16 protein-coding genes are annotated in these 15,700 nt (G+C 54.5%); 10 read left to right on the top strand and 6 right to left on the bottom strand.

Features of this window, described 5'->3' with window-relative positions:
• Nucleotides 1–156: 156 nt before the first annotated feature.
• Complete coding sequence (locus EBB79_RS24585; RefSeq protein ID WP_164860892.1) at nucleotides 157–318, bottom strand: hypothetical protein; 162 nt, start codon at nucleotides 316–318, stop codon at nucleotides 157–159.
• A gap of 365 nt (nucleotides 319–683) precedes the next feature.
• Between EBB79_RS24585 and EBB79_RS22270 the strand changes: the two genes are divergently transcribed.
• On the top strand, nucleotides 684–1,001 hold the full coding sequence (locus EBB79_RS22270) for a MurR/RpiR family transcriptional regulator (protein ID WP_127751242.1): 318 nt from the start codon (nucleotides 684–686) through the stop codon (nucleotides 999–1,001).
• Nucleotides 1,002–1,004: 3 nt separating this feature from the next.
• Here EBB79_RS22270 and EBB79_RS22265 read toward each other — a convergent pair whose 3' ends face one another.
• The gene (locus EBB79_RS22265; protein WP_127751241.1) at nucleotides 1,005–2,036 is read right to left on the bottom strand and encodes a GlxA family transcriptional regulator; all 1,032 of its coding nucleotides are present in this window, start codon (nucleotides 2,034–2,036) and stop codon (nucleotides 1,005–1,007) included.
• 70 nt (nucleotides 2,037–2,106) lie between these two features.
• Here EBB79_RS22265 and EBB79_RS22260 point away from each other — a divergent pair, with 70 nt between their 5' ends.
• The 8 genes from EBB79_RS22260 to EBB79_RS22225 all read left to right on the top strand — a co-directional run bounded on the left by EBB79_RS22260 (nucleotide 2,107) and on the right by EBB79_RS22225 (nucleotide 9,959).
• Nucleotides 2,107–3,153: a proline racemase family protein gene (locus EBB79_RS22260; RefSeq protein ID WP_127751240.1), complete on the top strand. Its 1,047-nt coding sequence runs from the start codon at nucleotides 2,107–2,109 to the stop codon at nucleotides 3,151–3,153.
• Between the two features lie 197 nt (nucleotides 3,154–3,350).
• The gene (dctP, locus tag EBB79_RS22255) at nucleotides 3,351–4,373 is read left to right on the top strand and encodes a TRAP transporter substrate-binding protein DctP (RefSeq protein ID WP_127751239.1); all 1,023 of its coding nucleotides are present in this window, start codon (nucleotides 3,351–3,353) and stop codon (nucleotides 4,371–4,373) included.
• A gap of 68 nt (nucleotides 4,374–4,441) precedes the next feature.
• Nucleotides 4,442–4,975, top strand: a complete 534-nt coding sequence (locus EBB79_RS22250; protein WP_127751238.1) for a TRAP transporter small permease — start codon at nucleotides 4,442–4,444, stop codon at nucleotides 4,973–4,975.
• Entirely contained in the window at nucleotides 4,972–6,276 is a 1,305-nt protein-coding gene (locus tag EBB79_RS22245) for a TRAP transporter large permease (RefSeq protein ID WP_127751237.1), read from the top strand. The genes EBB79_RS22250 and EBB79_RS22245 overlap by 4 nt, the downstream gene beginning before the upstream one ends.
• Before the next feature lie 15 nt (nucleotides 6,277–6,291).
• Entirely contained in the window at nucleotides 6,292–6,741 is a 450-nt protein-coding gene (locus tag EBB79_RS22240; protein WP_127751236.1) for a universal stress protein, read from the top strand.
• A gap of 12 nt (nucleotides 6,742–6,753) precedes the next feature.
• Nucleotides 6,754–7,299 carry an asparaginase domain-containing protein gene (locus EBB79_RS22235; protein WP_127751235.1) on the top strand — a complete coding sequence of 182 codons (546 nt, stop codon included), beginning with the start codon at nucleotides 6,754–6,756 and terminating at the stop codon, nucleotides 7,297–7,299.
• Nucleotides 7,300–7,302: 3 nt separating this feature from the next.
• A complete protein-coding gene (locus EBB79_RS22230; protein ID WP_127751234.1) occupies nucleotides 7,303–8,682 on the top strand; it encodes an aspartate ammonia-lyase in 1,380 nt (459 codons plus the stop codon).
• Between the two features lie 725 nt (nucleotides 8,683–9,407).
• Complete coding sequence (locus tag EBB79_RS22225) at nucleotides 9,408–9,959, top strand: DODA-type extradiol aromatic ring-opening family dioxygenase (protein WP_127751233.1); 552 nt, start codon at nucleotides 9,408–9,410, stop codon at nucleotides 9,957–9,959.
• Nucleotides 9,960–10,111: 152 nt separating this feature from the next.
• Here EBB79_RS22225 and EBB79_RS22220 read toward each other — a convergent pair whose 3' ends face one another.
• From EBB79_RS22220 to EBB79_RS22205, 4 genes are read right to left on the bottom strand one after another with little or no spacing between them, the layout of a single operon-like run.
• Nucleotides 10,112–10,714 carry an amino acid synthesis family protein gene (locus EBB79_RS22220; protein WP_127751232.1) on the bottom strand — a complete coding sequence of 201 codons (603 nt, stop codon included), beginning with the start codon at nucleotides 10,712–10,714 and terminating at the stop codon, nucleotides 10,112–10,114.
• 15 nt (nucleotides 10,715–10,729) lie between these two features.
• Complete coding sequence (locus tag EBB79_RS22215; protein ID WP_127751231.1) at nucleotides 10,730–12,853, bottom strand: CoA transferase; 2,124 nt, start codon at nucleotides 12,851–12,853, stop codon at nucleotides 10,730–10,732.
• Complete coding sequence (locus EBB79_RS22210; RefSeq protein WP_127751230.1) at nucleotides 12,846–13,658, bottom strand: alpha/beta fold hydrolase; 813 nt, start codon at nucleotides 13,656–13,658, stop codon at nucleotides 12,846–12,848. Before EBB79_RS22210 ends, EBB79_RS22215 begins: the two co-directional genes overlap by 8 nt.
• A complete protein-coding gene (locus EBB79_RS22205; protein WP_127751229.1) occupies nucleotides 13,659–14,060 on the bottom strand; it encodes a RidA family protein in 402 nt (133 codons plus the stop codon).
• Between the two features lie 141 nt (nucleotides 14,061–14,201).
• Between EBB79_RS22205 and EBB79_RS22200 the strand changes: the two genes are divergently transcribed.
• Entirely contained in the window at nucleotides 14,202–15,683 is a 1,482-nt protein-coding gene (locus EBB79_RS22200; RefSeq protein ID WP_127751228.1) for an aldehyde dehydrogenase, read from the top strand.
• The last annotated feature ends 17 nt before the right edge of the window (nucleotides 15,684–15,700 follow it).

Genomic DNA, 15,700 nt, shown 5'->3' with positions numbered 1-15,700 from the left:
CGCAAAGCATCAACGCTTTGGCACTGGCAAGAGTATGCTCGACAATTGGAAGGCCGCCTCGCTGGGCACAGGAGCTATCCATGTCCAAGTCGCTGTCGAGCGCCAGCCCACCTTTGTCGGATTGGCTGATATAGAAATGCGCAGCGCCAAAACTGATCAGGTGTCAACCAGCGGCTTGTAAGGTTCAGTCACATAGGCCTGCAGGCCGTGGGTTTCGACAGGCAGGCGCAGCCCGGCCATCTGAGGCAGATACCCTGAATGACTGGCAACACAGAGAGCAACTTTCTTGGCGCGAATGTCTCCCCGGCTGGTCTGCACCCCAGGCAAATCCCTAGGCCACCGCATCATGCCGAACAGTACCGGCCCGACTTTGGTAGATCGCGCCATGAACCGGAAAACGGGCGTTTTCCGAATAGTCCAGATAGGGCAAATGGCGCTGTACTTCGGTACAAACGATCCTGAATGCAGCTGAACAGAACATTCGCCATGCAAGCTCAAATCTGAATCAACAAACATCCGGTGCTGCAACGCGATTGATACGTGGTGCGCCAGCCTGCGACTTGGTCGGTTCAGGTTCGGTGTTTTGGTTAGCATCGATGATGATAAACACAGGCAACTTGGTGCCACCAAATTTGAAATTGGTGGGTGCTTAATATGCTGTCGCCGCCGAAGGCACAGGAAAGATGACGCCAGATGATGTGGTCTCTGGATTTGGCATCAATCCCTGTTCCGTGCGAACGATCGAGACCCTAAACTATGCGCAAAAGAACAGCGCAAGCACCGTCGTATTGGCTGACCGTCCAAGTTCTCCGATCACGCAAGGTGCTAGCTTTGTGTTCTGCGCTGAATCGGCAAGCCCTCACTACTATCCGTCTGCAATTGCCCTGTTGGCGATTGCCGAGGCCATTCTTGCAACAGTTGTGGCAAAGGGTGACGGTCCCGAAATCCAGAGGGCTCAGAAATCTGAGCGTTTGCGAAAAGAACAGAGCCGGTTATGTTGAATTCTATCGCTGGCTCACCAGACGTTGCTCGCGGTAGCGTTTAGGCGTTTCGCCGAATTTGGCTTTGAACCAGCGGGAAAAATGGCTGCTGTCGGAAAAACCGCATTCATATGAAACTTGCGTGATTGTCCGCTTGGAATTCATCAGCCGCCAGCGTGCATGCTGCAGTCGCATATCGCGCCAGATCTCCTGAGGCGTGGCCTTGGCATGCTGTAAAAAAACGCGGTTGAGCTGCCGGACGGTGGAGCCCAGCTTTTCCGCGAGATGCTCAGTTGTGTCTGGCTCGCGCAGCTTCTGCCGCATGATCTTGATGGCCTGTTCGACCCGCCAATTTCCGCACTCCTCCAAATCCTGATAAGGCAGCCTACCAACTTCATGTGCAGACCGGTGTTCATCCACGACAAGTGCGGTCAGGCCCTTCATTCCGCGCGACCTTCCGCAATGTTCGATCAGGATTTCGACAGCAAGATCAATTGCTGCGGTGCCTCCCGGGCAGGTCAGAATGTCTCCTTCTGATACATAAAGTTCGTTTTCAACTGGAATGACTTCAGGAAACATTTCCACAAATTCCGGACGGTGATGCGCATGGATTGCCGCGCGGCGGCCGTCAAGTAGTCCGGTTTTTGCCAAGGCAAAACTTCCGGTGCAAAGACCAACCAGTTTTGTTCCAGCGGCATGTGCCTCTCGCAGGAAATCATATGTGTCCGGATGAATGCCGTCCATTTGATCGATCAGTCCGCCAACCACAACCACATAATCATATTCACCCGCGTCAGCGTAAGTTTTCCATGGTGTGATTGCCAGCCCGGTACTCGAGGCCACCGACGTCAGGTCATGTCCAAGCACTTCCCAGTGGCAAAAGACTTGCCGGCTTCTGTCGGCTTCGTCTGAAGAATGGCGCACCGCATCGGCAAACCCCGCCAGTGGCAGGATCGTGAACGCCGGTGTGAGCACAAAAGCAAAACGGACGTCTGGGTCATGGCCTTCGGGGCGTTCCAGAGCAGAAAAAACCACCTTTTCCTCTTCATGTTCCAAGAAATGTCCGGGGTATCCTATTTCCTGTCCACATTGTTCCGCCAGTTTCTCGAAAACACAAGGAGATACTATGCGCTGGAACAAAACCGTAACCGTGATCGGCGCTCATGCAGAGGGTGAGGTCGGACGCGTATTGACTGGCGGGGTACTCAACGTTCCCGGAAACACCACGCTTGAGAAGATGCAGTATCTGCAGTCGAATGACGAGCTGCGGCAATTTGTAAACCGCGAACCGCGGGGATGCGCTCAGATGACGACTAACCTATTGCTGCCAGCCAGTGCACCCGAAGCCGACGCAGCATTCATTCCGATGCAGGCCGACGGCACTCATGCCATGTCCGGATCGAATGCGATGTGCGTTACAACCGTGCTGCTGGAGACCGGCATGCTGCCGATGCAGGAACCCGTGACTAGCGTTGTTCTTGATTCAGCAGCCGGGTTGGTCAAAGCAAAAGCCCAGTGCAAGGACGGACGTGTTGAGCGTGTCACGCTCGATTTTTTCCCGGCGTTTGCCGAGCATCTAGACGTGCCGCTTGAAGTGGAGGGGATTGGGACACTGACGGTCGATGTGGCCTTTGGCGGCGTTTATTATGTGTTGCCCCGTGTCCAGGAGCTGGGATTTCGGATTGGCCCGGATGTGGCCCAAGACATGGTGTCACTTGGTGCCCAGATCAAATCGGCTGCACAGCAACAGTTAGCCGTTCGGCATCCGGAAGTATCAGCATTTGACAGCATCGAATTCCTGATGTTCACAGACGACGTTGATCCAAAACAAAGCATTTTTCGCAACGCAACAATCATGCCGCCCGGGCGAGTCGATAGATCTCCTTGCGGAACTGGATCTGCAGCGCGCCTTGCGGTGATGCACGCAAAAGGGCAGGCGCAAATTGGTCAGGAGTTCGAAATGCGCTCTACCATCAACTCAAAGTTCAGCGCTTCAGTCCTTGGAACCACAACGGTGGGCAGCCGCCCCGCGATTCTGCCCCGCCTGTCTGGTCGCGCCTGGATCTACGCGACTATGCAGCTGGGTGCTGACCCAAGCGATCCCTTTCAGCTTGGATATACTTTGGCCGATACATGGGGCACCGAAATAGAACACATCATCCCCGGTTGTTGACGAATTTTTTGCATCTCCCCTAACTGGGCCGGCGGCAACCCCGTCGGCCGTTTTTTGTCTTAACAGGGCTCCAAAGTAGTCCGGTTTGTTATGCTAAATGGCTGTCTTGTGCAATTTTGCATCAAATCCTTCTCTTAACCTTTACCACAGAGTTGCCGAAACCGGCGCTTCTCTGGAACACCAATGGGAGGAAAACCATGTTCACGACAATCAACCGACGCACGGTATTGGGCGCTGCCACTGCACTGGCCGTCGGATTTTCTGCATTTTCTGCATCAGCCGCAGATACCACTCTTCGTCTTTCGCACCTGTCCCCGCCTGACTCGGATATGGACAATTGGGCGCAACAATTCGCCGAGCGTGTTGCCGTCGAAACCGATGGCCGCGTTGACGTGCGCATTTTTCCCGCCAGCCAACTTGGCGACTGGGAAGAAGTCTATGAGCAGTTGGCCCAGGGTTCCGTCGATCTGGCCATCCAGTCGGTTTCGACCAAGTTTGATTCCCGGTTGGCACTGACCTGGTTTCCCTACACTGCCGTTGATTATGACAGCGCAAAGGAAGCCTGGAATACAGGTGGATTTCTCTTTAATATAGTTAACGAACTGATTGAACCACAGCAGATTCAGGCACTGGCACCCTATGCCTTTGGTCTCGGTGGTGTTGCAGTCGGAAGGCCTGTCAGCGACCCGAAAAATCCCGATGCAGATCACAGTGATCTGAAAATTCGTGTCTGGCCGTCGGGCGTCGGTACCCACAAACCGCTTCTTGAGCGTTTGGGTTTCTCAACAACAACCATGCCTTGGGCAGAGCTTTATACCGGCGTTCAGACGGGTGTGATCGACGGTATGATCGGTGGCGTTCCTGAAAACGCGGTTCGCGATTGGAATGGCGTTGTCGACACATGGCTCCAACTGAACGACCACTTTGAAATCAACTGGCTGCTGGGTTCTGCTGCGATGATTGCAAATCTCTCAGAAGAAGACGCAGCGATAATTTCCGGCATCGCTGCCGACCTTGCCACAGAGCGTTTTGACGCGGTTGAGGCTGCTGACAACAGCTACCTGCAACAGTTGCGTGACGCAGGTGTCACTGTTGTGACCTATTCCAAGGAAGAAATGGAAGCGATGGCCGCAGCAGTACGCGCAGACGCCTGGCCTTTGATGAAGCCCGAAGTCGGCGATGAGCTCTATGCGCTGATCCAAAGCCACTACGCAAATTAATCTCCCAAAGTGAGGGGGTGGGGCCAAGTGCTTCAGCCCCTCACATTTACAAATAAGAGGAGGGGAAAATGCTCGAAGAACGTCAATCTCAAATCCAACATCCGATCTGGCTGTTCAAACTCAAGATACAACGCCTTATTATGTTCATTACGAGCATCGCGTTCACCCTTGCAGTTTTCCTACAAGTGGTAACGCGTTACCTGTTTAACTACTCGCTTTTTGGTGTTGAAGAGTTCGCGAGTTTTGCCGGCGTCATCATGTATTTCATCGGCGCAGCCTACGCGACGCATGAGCGTAGCCACATCTCTGCAAGCCTGGTGGACACGATATTTGGCGAAGGCCGCATCACCGCCGGTGTGCACGCTTTTACCCGTCTGCTGGCCTTTGTGCTGACTGTCTACATTCTGATTTCAATGTGGGATTTACTGGTCTTCACCAATCGAATGAGCACCAAATCGACAGAATTGCGAATTCCGATGATCTGGATCTATGGCACGATGTTTGTGGGCCTGGTTCTGACCGCATTTTACTTCCTCCTGGAATTTTTCGACAGCCTTCGCGCCACGATCTGGCACGCACCGTCTGAGGAGTCTGACAAATGAGCTCTCTGATCCTAATGGACGTCGCGCTTCTTGTGACACTGATGATCCTCGGCGTGCCGGTCGCGATGACCTTTATCGCCGCCGCTGCCTTTCTAGTAATTTTTGGCGATTACAATTCAACCACATTCCTGATCACGGCGGGCTATTCAAAGGTATCATCCGTGGTTCTTCTTGCGATCCCCCTGTACATTCTCGCAGGCGGTATCATGACCCAAGGCGGCATTGCGAAACGCCTGCTTGAACTGGCTGACAGCATTCTTGGCCGCTATCGCTCGGGGCTTGGGGTCGTGACGGTAATCACCACCGCCATTTTTGGCGCAATCTCGGGCATGGCTTCATCAGCCGTGGCGGCCATTGGTTCCATCGCGATCCCGCGTATGGTCGAGCAGGGATATGATCGCGGCTATGCCACCTCACTGGTCAGCTGCTCTGCGGTTCTGGCGCTGCTGATCCCGCCAAGTGCAACAATGATCCTTTATGGCTGGGTCACGGGCACCTCGATTGCCGCGTGTTTCCTGGCACCGCTTTTGCCGGCTTTGTTGCTGATCGCGCTGTTTTCATTCTGGAACATGGTGCTGACTAAGAAAATGGACATTCAGGTCGCCGAGGTTCAGCCCTTCAAAGTTCAGATGAAAACAGTCTACCAACGTGCCCGCGAGGCAGGGTTCGGTCTGGCCATGCCGCTCATCATTCTGGGCTTTATCTATGGCGGGATAACAACTCCGACCGAGGCCGCCGCGGTGGCCGTGATCTACGCCCTGCCAGTGGCCTTTCTGATCTATCGCGAACTGACGTTTAAATCCTTCTACGATGTTGTCTGGAAATCTGCTCAGGTCACGGCCGTTCTGATGCTGGTGATCTTTACCGCCAACATGCTGGCGCGCGTTCTGACGTTGGAAGAGGTTCCTCAGCAAATCCTGCAATCCATGCTGGCAATCTCGGACAACCCAATTGTCCTGATGCTTCTGGTCAACGTGTTTCTTTTGATGATCGGCATGTTCATGGAGGACGTCTCGGGCATCCTGCTTGCGGCGCCGCTGCTGCTGCCGGTTGTGACTGAGGCTGGCGTTCACCCAGTTCATTTCGCTGCGATTATCGGTACCAATCTGGGCATGGGGCTGATTACACCACCAACTGCGCCGATCCTGTATTTCGGTACGCTTATCGGGCAGACCACGCTTGCCAAGGTCGTAAAACCGACATTGGTCTTCGTGTTCCTCGCCTATTTCCCGGTTGTTCTGATCACCACGTTCGTTCCTGAGCTTTCACTTTGGTTGCCAAGACTGGTCACAGGACTTTGAGGAAAGGGATACTTCATGAAACTACGATTTCTTGTCCCCGTTGATGTGGAAGAGCGGCTTTCCTGGATCGCGGTTCTGCCCGAACTACAGCTTCACGCAAAAGGAAATGAAATCGAGCTGACAGAGGTGGCCGTAGTCCCGGAACTGGGCACCGTAATTGCCCAGGCCGCCCAGGCCGCACCGCTGGCATCAATCGTGCCCGCTGACCTGAAAGTCAGGGCATTGGAGGTCACGCAAGAGCATCTGGACGATATGACGAAAGACAGCGGGTTCAGCAAAATCAGCCGCATCGTACGATCAGGAAACGTATACTCGGAAGTTCTGAAAACGGCTGAAGAGGTTTCGGCAGATATGATCGTGCTGATGTCAAATATTCCTGGTTTCGGAAACTACATGTTGGGGACCAATGCGGCCAAGACTATCAACCACGCCACGTGCTCTGTGCTAGTCGTTCGGCCCAAATAGAAAGATAATTCGATGACCGAACCCCATACTGCCCCTGCGTTTTACCGCGCCGGTCCGCTATCTGTTGCCGTGATCATGACCGGCGGTACCATCGCCAAAAGCTATGACCCCGCTAAGGCCCGGCTCTATAACTTTGAGCTTAAGGTAAAGGACATCATCGACGGGTTGCGCACCGATGACCTACGGATCACCTTCATCGACTTGATGCAATTGGATTCACTCGACATTGGTGACGCCGAGCGTGTTCGGATTGCCGAGGCAGTGGCAGAAGCCAGTAAGCGCCACGATGCAGTCCTTGTTACGCATGGAACGGACAGCATGCCGCTCAGCGGAGAGGTGTTGTGCGCAACCACGGGCGCTGCAACTGTGCCGGTTATCTTCACAGGTGCCATGGTTCCTTTTTCCGTCTCTGGCACAGACGCTATTCAGAATGTGACCGAGGCGCTGTTGGCGCTGCGCCTGCTGCCTCCCGGAGCCTACATCGCCTTCCACAACCGTATCCTTTCGCTCCCGGGAGTTCGAAAGGACTACGATAGCCTGACCTTCGAAGAGGCCTGAATTATGACCAGAATTGAAACCGACAGCCTTGGCCAACGAGAGCTCCCCGACACCGCACTCTACGGTGTCAACACTCTTCGTGGCATGGAAAATTTCGACATTTCACCACTGACAATCGGCACTGAACCAGCCTTTGTCAGCGCTCTGGCAGCGATTAAAAAAGCGGCTGCCAAGGCTAACGGCGAAATCGGCGCAATCAGCGCGGATCATTGCGCTGCAATCGTTGCTGCCTGTGACGAAATCATCGCCGGAAAGCATCACGACCAGTTCGTTGTCGACTTGCTTGAGGGATCGGGCGGCACCTCAATTAATATGAATACGAATGAGGTAATCGCAAACCGGGCGCTGCAGATCTTGGGGTATGGCGCAGGGCAATACGACGTACTCAATCCTAACGACCACATAAACTCGGGCCAATCCACAAACGATGTGGTGCCCTCAGCAGTGAAACTGGCCGTGCTCAAAAAATCCGACACTCTGATCTGCGCGTTGGGCCATCTGGCGGAGACATTGCAGGCAAAGGCCGAGGAATTCGCCCATGTGCTGAAAATAGGTCGCACTTGCATGCAGGCGGCGCAGCCAATGACACTTGGTCAGGAATTCAGCGGCTATGCCGCTGCTTTGTTCCGTGCACGGGACAAAGTAAGGGACGCAGTTTCAGATTTGTTGGTCTTGCCTTTGGGGGGAACGGCCATCGGCACCGGCCTCGGTGCACAACCAGGCTACAGGGATGCTGTATATAAGCATCTTGCAGCCGATCTGGGGAAACCGGTGCGGCCCGCCGACAACCTTTTTGACGGCATGCAAAACGCCGATAGTTTTGCTCGCGTATCGTCCGAATTTCGCATCGCCGCCGAGGTCATCGGAAAAATCAGCCTTGACCTGATCATCCTGTCCTCTGGCACAAAATCCGGCATTGGTGAAATCAAGCTACCCTCGGTTCAGCCGGGCTCCTCCATCATGCCCGGCAAGGTGAACCCGGTTCTGCCGATGATGATGCAACAGGTTGCCTATGCGGTTGTTGGCAATGATGCTTCCGTTTCGCTGGCATCAATGGGAGGTCAGCTTGAGATTAACCATTTCGAGCCCGTCATCGCTGCCCGCATGTTCGACAGCATGGATCTTCTGACGCGGGGCAGTCGGATTTTTGCAGGCAAATGTATAGCTGGAATACGCGCGCTCGAGGATCAGGCATTGGAGAACCTTCTGGGCTCTTCGGCCCTTGCGACGGTTTTTGTGCCCAAACTCGGGTACTCGCGGGTTTCCATGATTGTCAAAGAAGCTGAAGCAGAGGGGAAACTTTTCGTGGATGCCGTTACCGAAATGGGACTGCTGTCCGAAGATGAAATCATTCGGTCTTTGCAGGAGGCTGCTGGTCAATAAGTTCTGGAGAAGGTCACCAACGAAGTACAGTTTCTGTATTAAAACAGGATTTTGTAGGGAGGGCATTCGATAATTTCTAAACCCTCCGCCTTCAGGAGTTCAATTGGGCGGCGTACGGTGCCGTGATTGTTTTTGTGAGCTCTGCGGTCGCGCGTTTTCCACCTCAAAAAGTTTACTGGCTTGCCAACACGCCATTTAATCTGAATTAGAAGTTCCCTGGTGCGATAACTAGTTCATTGGCTGAAACCGTCTGCCGGAGAAGACCCGCGAGCTGAGCCATTGGCGATCTCGTTGATTGAAGAACTGAGGCGGCGGCGTATCCTGATCCCGGCGCGCCGTACCGGTGAATTGATTGTGAGGCACGCGGCAGTCTGGCCGGTGAAAGTTTGCGGGTCACGGTGCAAAACCTGCGTCGTATGGCCTTGCCACGGCTGTAGGCAGTTTTGTTGGCCGCCTGCTTGCGGCCTGAAGAACAGCTCTCCAATCTTGCACTTGATATGTTGGGAAAAATTGTTCGGCCGAAGCTTTCGAAAGGCGGAATAACAAAGCCCAGACAAGGCATCCACTCTCTTGATGGACATCATCCGCCCCCTGCAGTTTCTCAAAGCCTTTTGCCGTGAGGCACTGACGGCCCTCCTGCAAACCGGTGATCTCAACGGAATGTTGGACACGGCCAATTGGGATGAAATCGAGAAGATCCCGAGGGTTATTTGGATGCGTTTCCGATGACCCCTGAACAGCGTATAAAAATAGACGATAGGGACTGGCTGGGCATGCTGACGTTGGGCGGCAATATTTGCTATACGTTCAAACTGGCTAGAATTGTTGCAGGGGTCGGAACTTCTCATGTGCCAGCTATTGGTGCAGCAAGCGATCAGGGAAAAGATCAGAATGACTACTTCAAACCGATGTTCAACGACCATGCCAGCGCGTTTTCGGTCGAGGTTATCAATACATTCGTGCTTGGGGTCGCTGATGGCTATGCTCCGGCCGATGAAGGTTATAGTCCGCGCCAGGTCCCTTATGTGCATGGCCATGCAGACTTTGCTTCTCACATCTTTGACAACATGTTCTTGGACAACCTCCAGGACAATGCTGAGAAACTCACAAAGATCAGCCATACTGATTACATTCGGGATGCCGGCTCTGAAGGAATTGAGTTGATCATGTGGCTGGTTAGGCGCGGCGCAATGGAAAAGCCCCGCGAGATATATCGTCACTATCATGTGCCCGTTTCATATTCTGCGGCAGGCGTCTTCTTTCCCTTAGTAGAATAGGGCATTCCCTAAGATCTGTACAAAACCGCCCGGCGTTCTGCCGGGCAATCAATGCAGTGCTCAGAACTCCGTTCTTGCAAAGAAGAAAGTCCAGATCCAAAAAAACCCCTATTATTTCCTGACCTGAAATAAGTCCTGTAATGGCCCTAGCCCTAGACTTTGGCCGGATTTTCGATGTCGCGACCTAAGGCCGCAAGATCTGAATAGCGATCTCCGATCCGGTGATGCGGACGGCCGCCAGTCGCGGCACCAAGTGCCACCACGATTTCATCCGGGCCGGGCGCGTCATAAATGGAGAACTGAGTGGTCAGGTAATGCGAACGACGTCCGGTATCATGTTTATCCATCAAAGGCACATTAACCACGGTGTTGGCAGGACCACGGGTGTTGGTGAAACCCAGATAACTTTTGGCGCCAACTGCTTGGCGGTAGAAATTGCCAAATTGCAACGTGTGGATCAGTGCTGACGCATGCTCTAACTCGCAATTCACACCTGCCACGCAGGCCTTGCCGTAAGCTTCAATGGCGTCGCCGGAACCTGCCAGTGCGATCAGCCGGTTGGTCAGCATTTCCCCCAACAGGGGCGCGATGCGTTGGATATCTGGCTGCAGATCTTCGACATATCCGCGCCCGGCCCAAGGATTGGTAACCACCGCTGCAACCCCGATGATGCGCAGGACCGGGTCTGCTGCACGAGGGCCTTCGCGATGAATATCTTCGTCAAAAGTAACAACTTTTCTAAGTTCTGGAAACATGGGTGTGCCTTTCGGTCAGTGTGTGGAAGGATCTACGGCCAAGATGCGGTGCACCCTGCCTTGGGTCTCGTCGCCCTGGTAAATACCAAAGCTGCCATGGCGAAATTCTTCGATATAGCGGGCGACCATTGACCGCTCTGCCGTGTTCGAAATGCACTCCAGTGGAACGTCATCGAGCGTAAAATAGCGATATCCTTGCGGCGCCTCACCACTGGCTGACCCGTGATAATAGATCCCGTGCCCACCGGATTCACTGTCCTGATAGACTGCGTAGAGAAAATCGAGGTGGGCGGACAATCCATCTGCCTTCAGCGCGGCGGTAAGTCCGGCGCGGCTTTTGTTTTGTGCTGGAGCCCTCGGGACCGCTATGGAACCATCTGGGGTCACCGTGAACAAAAGTTCCTGATCGCGTGCAGCAAGGGCGCCGATCGAGACATCGCCGTGTTGGCTAGCCGCCGAAACCAGTGGTCGCTCTAACCCCAGTGTGAAGTAATTTCCCTTGAAATAACCCAATGGCGGCCCATCGCGCGTTTCATAACTGATGACCCGACCAATCAGAACAATGTGGTCTCCGGCATCCACCATCTGCTCTCGGCTGCACACAAAACCGGCGAGAGTGTCGTCGAGCAGCGGCATGTCGGCAGCACCGGAATGCCAGTCGGCGATGTCAAATTTTTCTGCTGACTGTGACGCGAACAACCCCGAGATTGCCTTTTGCTCTTCATTAAGAACGTTGATGGAGAAATGTGGGGCGGAAGTGAATGTATCGAGACTCTGCGCTGTTTTTGCGATGCAGATCAGCAAGAGCGGCGGATCCAGCGATACAGAGGAAAAGGAATTGGCGGTAAAACCGCGTGGTGTACCATCCGGCTGCCTGGTGGTCACCACGGTAACCCCGGTGGCAAAACTGCCAAAGGCGTTGCGCAGGGCGCGTTTGTCGTTGTCGGTCATTTCTGGAACGGCGGGGGCATGCAGGTAGGTGTCATTATCTGCGCCCAGACGGGGCGGTGTCTGAACCGCCGGTAAGGGCGCATTTTCGAACCGCAGCGGGTTGGCCGCTACAGTCCAGGGTTTTGCCCCTTGGTCCGGATGCGGAACCTGTGCCAACATTTTGCGCGCCGCAACATGCGGATCGGCCATAATATCGGCGATATCTTGCAGCGGTCCAAAGGGCACCAACCCGCCAAGCAGGCCGCTCAATTCCAACTTGCTGTGAGCTATGGTCCATTCCGACACAATTGCATTCACTGTATCACGATTTTGGGCACGGGCCGCGCGGGTGGCAAACTTGGGCTCCTGTGCCAGGTCCGGCAAGCCCATGGCGGCGCAAAGCTTGGCCCAGAACGCATCATCCACAATCCCCAAGGCCACAGAGCCATCGCTGGCCGGAAACAGGCCAAATGGCGCCAGAAACGGATGGTCATTGCCTTCGGGCCCAGGCAGAGAACCTTCAAAATCGTGGAGATAGATCGCCCGTTCACACAGGCTGATCATCGCATCATACATCGCGACGTCGACAAACTGACCCTTACCAGTAGACCCGGCCTGGCGCAGGGCTGCCATAACGCCAAAGGCCATCATGATGCCAGCAAACACGTCACCGATACCGGGCCCTACTTTGGTCGGGCTGTCGGGCGCGGGGCCGGTCAGCGACATGATGCCGCCCATCGCCTGTGCCACAACGTCATAGGACGGCCAGTTGCCATAGGGACTTTCACCAGTCCGTGGATCGCCAAAGCCACGGATTGCGGCATAGACAAGGCGCGGGTTGGTTTCAGCCAGACTTTCATAAGACAGTCCCAGCCGTTCCATCACACCGGGGCGAAAATTTTCAACCAACACATCGGCGGTATCTGCCAATCTGCGAAATGCAATGCGCCCTTCGTCGGTTTTCAGGTCCAGTTGAACGCTCTTCTTGTTTCGGTTCAAACTGACAAAATAGCCAGCCCATTCATGATCCGGATCGTCATCACGAAAGGGTCCGTTTTTGCGGCTTGTATCGCCACCGGCACTCTCGACTTTGATCACTTCGGCACCGTGGTCGGCCAGCATCATCGTGCAATAGGGACCGGACAGCATGCGGCTCAGATCAAGAACACGAAGACCCGTTAGAATGCCCTTGGATTGGGGATCAGACATGCTGCGTTTCCTTGTAGTTCTGCTGTAGGAAGTTCAACAGGGGCAAAGTGACAGCATCCGGATTTTCGGCCAGAGCCATATGGCGTAATCCTTTCAGTATATGAACTTCCGAACCTGAAATTTCCGCTGCAATGGCCTGGGACATAGCCGGCCCGTTGCCATAGTCCTCGGTGCCGGTCATCACTAAAGTAGGACAAGAGATTGGCGGCTGTGGCGCGATGATTTCCGCGATCCCATCCGCCAAAACCCGATAGTTTCGGTGATAGATTGCAATGTCATTGGCCAACACCCAAGAGCGCACCAGATCCATCGTCGCTGGGTTGGCCAGGCGAAAGCCATCGGTAAACCAACGTTCCAATGCGGCCTCGATCGTCGAGGCAGACCCTTCCAGACGCGCTTGCTCGACACGATCAAGGATCGCTGTCTGGGCAAGATCGCTGCGCTGGTGTGGTGAATGAAGAACCACCAGAGAGGAAACACGGTCTGGTGCATCCTGGGCGATGCGGCGTGCAATCATGCCCCCCAGAGAGAAGCCGACAATTGTTGCCTTTTTGACCTCGCAGAAATTCATAAGCGTTTGAAGTTGATCTGAAAACAGCTTTAGACAGGGATCATTTGGTGGCGCCACACTGTCGCCGTGTCCAAACAGATCATAGATTATCACATCGTAGTTTTTGGTCAGTTCAGGCAGCTGCCACTGCCAGACGTCGCGGTTCAGGCCAAGCCCGTGGACCAGAATCACTGTGGGTTTCCCAACCGTGCCTGATCGCTCAAACGCGGTCCCATCAGAAGAAATCAACGGCATTTATTCGCCCTCCTCAAGCGGGCGATACGCCATCACTTCGACCTCGACCCGCACATCTACCAGCAATTCACTGACCACAGCCGAGCGGGTAGGCGGGCTTGAGGGGAAATACTCACCATATACTGCATCGAACCCGGGAAAATCATCGCGGGACCGCAGCCAGACCATCGCCTTGGCAACGTCTGTCAATTTGCAACCGGCAAGCTCCAGAGTTGCCTTGATATCGTCCAGAACCGCACGGGTCTGATCCTCAATAGTTCCGGTCGTCATAGGGGATCCATTCCGCATTGGAATCTGCCCCGTCAAAAACACGAAATCACCCGCACGCATGGCTCTGGACAGGGACAAAGTACGCCCGCCAATCTCCAGCGGGTCACCGATTACCTGAAGTTTATTTTCCATCTGAGCGCCTCCTGAGACAAGCCTAGGCGCCATGCGACAGTGTAGCGTTGGTAATTTTCGTCGCTCAGCGTCGAAAAATCGCATGTGTCGGCGGTGTTTCGATCCAAGAATGGGATTCGAAACAACAAAGGGGTGACGTACATGGCCGAAATCAAATCCTACAAAATGCTGATTGACGGCGAATGGACCGGTGCTTCCGATGGCCATACATTTGACAGTGTGAATCCCGCTACCGGCGAGATCTGGAGCCAAGTTCCAGAAGCCACTGCGCAGGATGTCGATCGAGCCGTCCGCGCGGCGCATCGCGCATTCATGACCGGCCCCTGGTCAAAACTGACCCCGACAGAACGCGGCAAGTACTTGCGTCGGTTAGCTGATTTATTGGCCGATAAGTCCGAAGACCTGGGCCGAACTGAAACGATCGACACAGGTAAGATGCTGAAAGAAACCAAGTGGCAGGCGAAATATATTGCCGAGTTTTTTCAGTTCTATGCGGGATGTGCGGATAAGATCAGTGGCGAAACCCTGCCCATCGACAAGCCCGACATGTTCGTCTTTACCGACCGTGAACCGCTGGGCGTGGTGGCTGCAGTGGTACCTTGGAACTCGCAATTGTTCTTGGTGGCAGTGAAAATTGGCCCGGCTCTGGCGGCGGGCAATACTGTAGTTCTGAAAGCCTCGGAACATGCCTCGGGCGCGATGTTGGAGTTCGGCAAGTTGATCGAACAGGCCGGCTTCCCACCCGGTGTGGTAAACATCGTGACTGGCCATGGTGACCCCTGCGGCAGCACCTTGACCAGCCACCCGCTGGTGGCGCGGATCTCTTTCACCGGTGGACCCGGCGCGGCGCGCCACATCCTGCATAACTCGACGAAAAACTTTGCTGAAGTTTCGTTGGAGCTGGGCGGAAAATCACCGTTCATCGTGTTTGACGACGCCAATATCGAAAGCGCGGTGAATGGCTCGATTGCCGGGATTTTTGGAGCCACAGGGCAAAGTTGCGTTGCTGGGTCACGGCTGTATCTGCACGAGGATATTGCCGACGAATTCCTTGACTGGATGGTGGCCTTGGCAAAGGACATTCGCATTGGTGACCCGCTGGCCGAAGACACCCAGATGGGGCCGCTGTGTACCCAAGGACAATTGGAGTGTGTCGAACGCGAGGTCGCCTTTGCTCAAGAGGAAGGCGGCACGCTGCTGTGCGGCGGCAAGCGACCCAAAGGGATGAGCGGCACGTTCTATGAGCCGACCATTATCGAGTGCCCGCGACAGGACATGCGGATTGTTGATACCGAAATGTTCGGCCCGGTGCTCAGCGTGCTGCGGTTCAAGACCGAAGAAGAGGTGATTGAACTGGCCAATGACACCGTCCACGGATTGGCTGCCGGAATTTTCACCCAAGATGGCGCGCGCTCGTTGCGGGTCGCCAAGGCGGTGAGGGCAGGAATCGTTTGGGTCAATACCTACCGCGTGGTCTCTCCGATTGCCGAGTTCGGCGGCAATGGTGGCTCGGGCTATGGCCGCGAGAGCGGCATGCAAGCGATGTACGATTACACCCGTCCCAAAACCATCTGGGTAAACACATCATCTGAGCCGATGGCAAACCCATTCGTAATGCGCTGATATTGAAGGATAAGTAG

Source organism: Parasedimentitalea marina, from assembly GCF_004006175.1.
Lineage (GTDB): Bacteria > Pseudomonadota > Alphaproteobacteria > Rhodobacterales > Rhodobacteraceae > Parasedimentitalea > Parasedimentitalea marina.
This window is presented reverse-complemented; position numbering and strand designations above follow the sequence as displayed.

Excerpts from the sequence above, each read along its gene's own strand:
- EBB79_RS22220 (WP_127751232.1), bottom strand. The coding sequence starts at position 10,714 with ATGTTTCCAGAACTTAGAAAAGTTGTTACTTTTGACGAAGATATTCAT.
- EBB79_RS22245 (WP_127751237.1), top strand. The coding sequence starts at position 4,972 with ATGAGCTCTCTGATCCTAATGGACGTCGCGCTTCTTGTGACACTGATG.
- dctP (WP_127751239.1), top strand. The coding sequence starts at position 3,351 with ATGTTCACGACAATCAACCGACGCACGGTATTGGGCGCTGCCACTGCA.
- EBB79_RS22225 (WP_127751233.1), top strand. The coding sequence starts at position 9,408 with ATGACCCCTGAACAGCGTATAAAAATAGACGATAGGGACTGGCTGGGC.
- EBB79_RS22215 (WP_127751231.1), bottom strand. The coding sequence starts at position 12,853 with ATGTCTGATCCCCAATCCAAGGGCATTCTAACGGGTCTTCGTGTTCTT.
- EBB79_RS22260 (WP_127751240.1), top strand. The coding sequence starts at position 2,107 with ATGCGCTGGAACAAAACCGTAACCGTGATCGGCGCTCATGCAGAGGGT.
- EBB79_RS22200 (WP_127751228.1), top strand. The coding sequence starts at position 14,202 with ATGGCCGAAATCAAATCCTACAAAATGCTGATTGACGGCGAATGGACC.
- EBB79_RS22230 (WP_127751234.1), top strand. The coding sequence starts at position 7,303 with ATGACCAGAATTGAAACCGACAGCCTTGGCCAACGAGAGCTCCCCGAC.
- EBB79_RS22205 (WP_127751229.1), bottom strand. The coding sequence starts at position 14,060 with ATGGAAAATAAACTTCAGGTAATCGGTGACCCGCTGGAGATTGGCGGG.
- EBB79_RS22240 (WP_127751236.1), top strand. The coding sequence starts at position 6,292 with ATGAAACTACGATTTCTTGTCCCCGTTGATGTGGAAGAGCGGCTTTCC.
- EBB79_RS22210 (WP_127751230.1), bottom strand. The coding sequence starts at position 13,658 with ATGCCGTTGATTTCTTCTGATGGGACCGCGTTTGAGCGATCAGGCACG.
- EBB79_RS22250 (WP_127751238.1), top strand. The coding sequence starts at position 4,442 with ATGCTCGAAGAACGTCAATCTCAAATCCAACATCCGATCTGGCTGTTC.
- EBB79_RS22235 (WP_127751235.1), top strand. The coding sequence starts at position 6,754 with ATGACCGAACCCCATACTGCCCCTGCGTTTTACCGCGCCGGTCCGCTA.
- EBB79_RS22270 (WP_127751242.1), top strand. The coding sequence starts at position 684 with ATGACGCCAGATGATGTGGTCTCTGGATTTGGCATCAATCCCTGTTCC.